The 4,248-nt window shown below is 58.6% G+C and carries 3 protein-coding genes and 1 pseudogene; 3 read left to right on the forward strand and 1 reads right to left on the reverse strand.

Annotated features, from left to right (window positions below):
• Positions 1 to 1,823 (forward strand): glycoside hydrolase family 2 protein (locus ACRXB1_RS31830; RefSeq protein ID WP_449494297.1); only part of this gene is annotated, 1,823 nt, incomplete at its 5' end.
• 86 nt (positions 1,824 to 1,909) lie between these two features.
• Here the strand turns inward: ACRXB1_RS31830 and ACRXB1_RS31835 are convergent.
• On the reverse strand, positions 1,910 to 2,167 hold the full coding sequence (locus ACRXB1_RS31835) for a hypothetical protein (protein WP_449494298.1): 258 nt from the start codon (positions 2,165 to 2,167) through the stop codon (positions 1,910 to 1,912).
• Positions 2,168 to 2,368: 201 nt separating this feature from the next.
• On the opposite strand from ACRXB1_RS31835, the gene ACRXB1_RS31840 reads away from it, so the two are divergent.
• Positions 2,369 to 3,106, forward strand: coding sequence for a Crp/Fnr family transcriptional regulator (locus tag ACRXB1_RS31840; protein ID WP_056364021.1), 738 nt, complete (start codon positions 2,369 to 2,371; stop codon positions 3,104 to 3,106).
• Positions 3,107 to 3,829: 723 nt separating this feature from the next.
• A pseudogene (locus tag ACRXB1_RS31845) lies at positions 3,830 to 4,248 on the forward strand (polysaccharide biosynthesis/export family protein); the annotation flags it as partial.

Raw genomic sequence — 4,248 nt, forward strand, 5'->3', positions numbered from 1 at the left:
TGCAATGGCAGGACGCGCAAACGATCAGCGGCACCTTGCGCGTGCCCGATGTTCCGCGCTGGTGGCCGCATACGCATGGCGATCCGGCCTTGCACGAGGTCACGCTCGAGTTCGCGAATCACGATGCCATTTCCCTTGGCCGTATCGGCTTCAGGGAGATCACGGTGGACCGCGGACCCGCAGGCGATGGCTTTCAGCTCGTCATCAACGGTGTACCTGTGTTTGCGCGCGGCGCGTGCTGGACGACCGCAGATCTCGTGTCGCTCGACACGTCGGCTGAACAGGCGCAAACGTTTTTCCGGCTTGCGCGCGATGCTGGCATGAACATGTTGCGAGTGGGTGGCACCATGCTTTACGAGTCCGATGCGTTCTATGCTTTGGCCGATGAACACGGACTCCTCATCTGGCAGGATTTCGCATTCGCGAATTTCGATTACCCGACCGATCCGGCCTTTAAAGCCAGTGTTCAGCGCGAGGCAGAACAGTTTTTATCAAGAACGCAACGCTTTGCTTCGCTTGCTGTCCTGTGCGGTGGAAGCGAAGCCGACCAGCAAGCGGCCATGCTCGGACTGCCGCCGGCAATGCGCACGCAAACGTTGTTCACCGAGCAGTTGCCTTCCATCTGCGCGGCGAAGCGCCCTGATGTGCCTTATGTCATCAACTCGCCAAGTATCCCGGCATCCGATGACAGCGAGAACGCCTGGCCCTTCGCCACACGTGCAGGCATCACCCATTACTACGGCGTGGGTGCCTACCAGCGGCCACTCGATGACGCACGACGCGCAAACGTTCGTTTCGCAAGCGAATGCCTCGCGTTCGCCAACGTTCCCGACGATGTCGCGCTCAACGCGGTGCCGCTTGCATCGATGCCGCATCAGCCGCGCTGGAAAGCCGCCGTACCACGCGATCCAGGCGCAAGCTGGGATTTCGACGACGTCCGCGAACACTACCTGCGCGCGCTCTATTCGGTCGATCCACTGCGTCTGCGCTATGAAGACCCGGAGCGCTATCTGGCCTTGTCGCGAGCCGTGGTCGCCGAAGTGATGGGCGAAGTCTTCTCGGAATGGCGCCGGCAGGGATCGTCATGCGCGGGCGGGATCGTGTGGCAGTTGCAGGACATCAGGGCGGGCGCCGGCTGGGGCTTGATCGATGCCCTGGGCACGCCCAAAAGTGCGCTACACGGCCTCGCACACGTTTTACGTCCCGTAACTGCGCTCATCACCGACGAAGGCCTTGACGGGCTCGATATCCATCTCATCAACGAAACGGCGACGCCGATCAATGCGCATCTCGACCTCGTGTGTCTTCGCGACGGCGCCACGAAGGTTGCGAGCGCCTCGCGGGACGTAACACTTTCGCCACGCAGCAATACACGCCTGCAGGCATCCGATGTCCTCGGCCAGTTCTTCGACTTTACCTACGCGTATCGATTCGGCCCGCGCGCCCATGAAGCGACCGTCATCACCTTGCGAGACAAGGCGACAGGCGCCGTGCTGTCGGAAGCATTCCACTTCCCCGAGCGGGAACTGGCGCAACGCCACGACCTCGGTTTCGAAGTGCGTCTCGAACATGACGCTCAGGGCGAATGGGCGCTCGTGATGCACGCCAAACGTTTGGCACGATGGGTACATGTAGTCGATCCGCACTATCGCGCACGCGATGAATGGTTCCATCTCGCGCCCGGTGTCGAGCGTCGAATCGCCCTCGTTGCTCGTGAACGAAACACTTCGCATACGCCGCAAGGCGAGGTTCGTGCGCTGAACGCAACGTTTTCAGTTCAGTACCAGCGCATGCAACGCGCGTTGTCTGCAAGGGCTGCATAAGCCCTGCGCGCCCTTGCGGGTGTGTCAAGCGGGCGTCGGCGGCACTTGCGTTCGTTAGCACACGCAGATCGTGGAACAGTTCTGAATCATTTTTTAAACAACCGATGAATGCCTGTTAAAGCATTCGCGGTTCGTGCGCCAGATGCCCGTTTTGTGGTCAGGAATGAAACGTGGACAGGCCACCAGTAAGGCATTGCGCAGACGAAAGGGTGCGTTGCATCAATCAAGGTGAAAGTCCGGGTCAAACAGGGCTGCTGTTCAAGAGTGAAACAAAAACATCCATCTGCAGATTTGCCGCTGGCACCCGCCACGCACGACCCCATGATGGCATTGAGATTGACCATCGCTGGCACGGTCCTCGCTAAATGAGTTGCGCAACGCGGTAACGTCGAAAAAACAAACCAACTAAACGACGATGCTGCGCTGCTTACGGGGCTGGTCGCGAAACGTTTCGATGAATGCCGTCAGATGCACTCACGGATCGTTTCGCTGGCCGGTAAATAAAAAGTAAGGCGCAATGCGCACAGTCACGAGAGAAGAACATCATGCTGACCCTTCAGTCCGACCTGCACGGCAATCATCTGTTGGGTGCGCTTCCCGCGCACGAATGGCAAGCTCTTACACCTCACCTTGAACTGGTTCAGCTTCGCACCGATCAATTGCTGTGCGATTCGGGTCAGCGTATTCATCACGTGTACTTCCCCACCACCGCCATCATCTCCCTGCTTCACACGATGGAAGACGGCGGTTCAGTCGAGATCGCAGCAGTCGGCCGTGAAGGCATGACCGGCGTGCCCGTTCTGACTGGCGGTGAAACCATGCCGACGCGCGTCCAGGTGCAATGCCCGGGCTTCGCTTATCGCATGAGCGCATCTGCTTTGCGCGAACAGTTCGGCCGCTCGGATTTCCTGCGCCGCCTGATGCTGCTTTATATGCAAGCCCTGCTCACGCAAGTGGCGCAAACGGCTGCATGCAATCGTCACCACTCGCTCAACAAGCAACTGTGCCGCTGGCTCCTGATCGAAATCGACCGCACTTCTTCGAACCAGCTTCAAGTCACTCAGCAACTGATTGCCGACATGCTTGGCGTGCGCCGTGAAGGCGTGACCGAAGCCGCAGGCAAGCTGCATGACGCAGGACTGATTCATCACAGCCGTGGTTGCATCAAGGTGCTGGATCGCGAAGGCCTCGAAGCGCGCGCATGCGAATGCTACGGCATCGTCAAGCGTGAATTCGACCGGCTGCTCCCGCGTCTGCGCCAGGCTGCCGAAGAAGTTCATTGAATCCGCGGACCATGCGATCAGTGTGAGCGTCACGCAAGTCAGGTCATGGCCTGCCGCGCGCCCTCCTCTTCCCGCAGTCCCAGGTTCAACGTGTCGACATTTGCGTACGCATTAAGCTGCGATCATGCGTTTCATAAAAACATAATCATGCTTTCGATATTTATTGCATCGAACGGGTTTTGCACGCGTGTGGTGGGCGGATCGTGTTAATCGCCGCGCAGTTTTAAAAAGTGGTTTTGATTTGAAGCATTACATGTCAAGGGTCACGGCGCTATTTGTGTGAACTAAGACGCCCGCGTGCGGAAACGCACTTACCGGCCCTGCCGGAAACGCCACGATGTCACATCGAACGGCCAGAAGCGCGCCTCGACCATCGCGTCACCGCGAGTCAGTGCAAGCAGCCGCAAAGATGAAGCGAAGCAACGTAGCCAATAACAGTTTTCAAAGAGGCGCAGCGGTCTCCTGCCATGCGTCTTTCAACCTGCAGTTCTTCCTGTGTGAACACCTGCCAGATTCTCAAGGCAGGGAGCGTTAGCTGTTGTTTCGAGTGGCTGCTGCGAATGGGTGGACCGGGGAGAAACCCGTTCGCAGCGAAACCCGGATGACGCTATCAAGGCGCTTACGTCATGCACAGGAAGGACTACCTACGCGCACTGCGCGTTGACGGTCAGGAGACTTTGCGCTGGGGACATTCAGCGTATCCGTAACGCGAGGACCACTAATATGAATATCAAACTACTCGTTTCACTGCTGGCTGGCGCAACCTTCACAGCATCGTTGACCGGTTGCGCGATTGCACCGGGACCTTATCTCGACACCGATCGTCTCGACCAGACACCGGCGCCGGACAGCGTCGCCCAGGCGAACGTGAAGTATCACGTGACGCCTATCGATGTCAGCTACTTCGAGACCCATCCGCAACTCAGCGATGAAACGATCGCAAGCGTCTGCCCGCTCACCTGCCTGACCAAAGATACCCGCAAGCTCTATGCGTATCACATTGGCGTGAATGACCAGATCAGCATCACCGTCTGGGATCACCCTGAGTTCAGCTCGAGCGGTATTTCGGCAAGCACGGGAGGCGCGGGCGTACCGCCGCTGCCCGCGGGCACTACAGGCAACGCAGGCGCGCCGCTGAATGA

This window comes from Caballeronia sp. M23-90 (assembly GCF_053574605.1).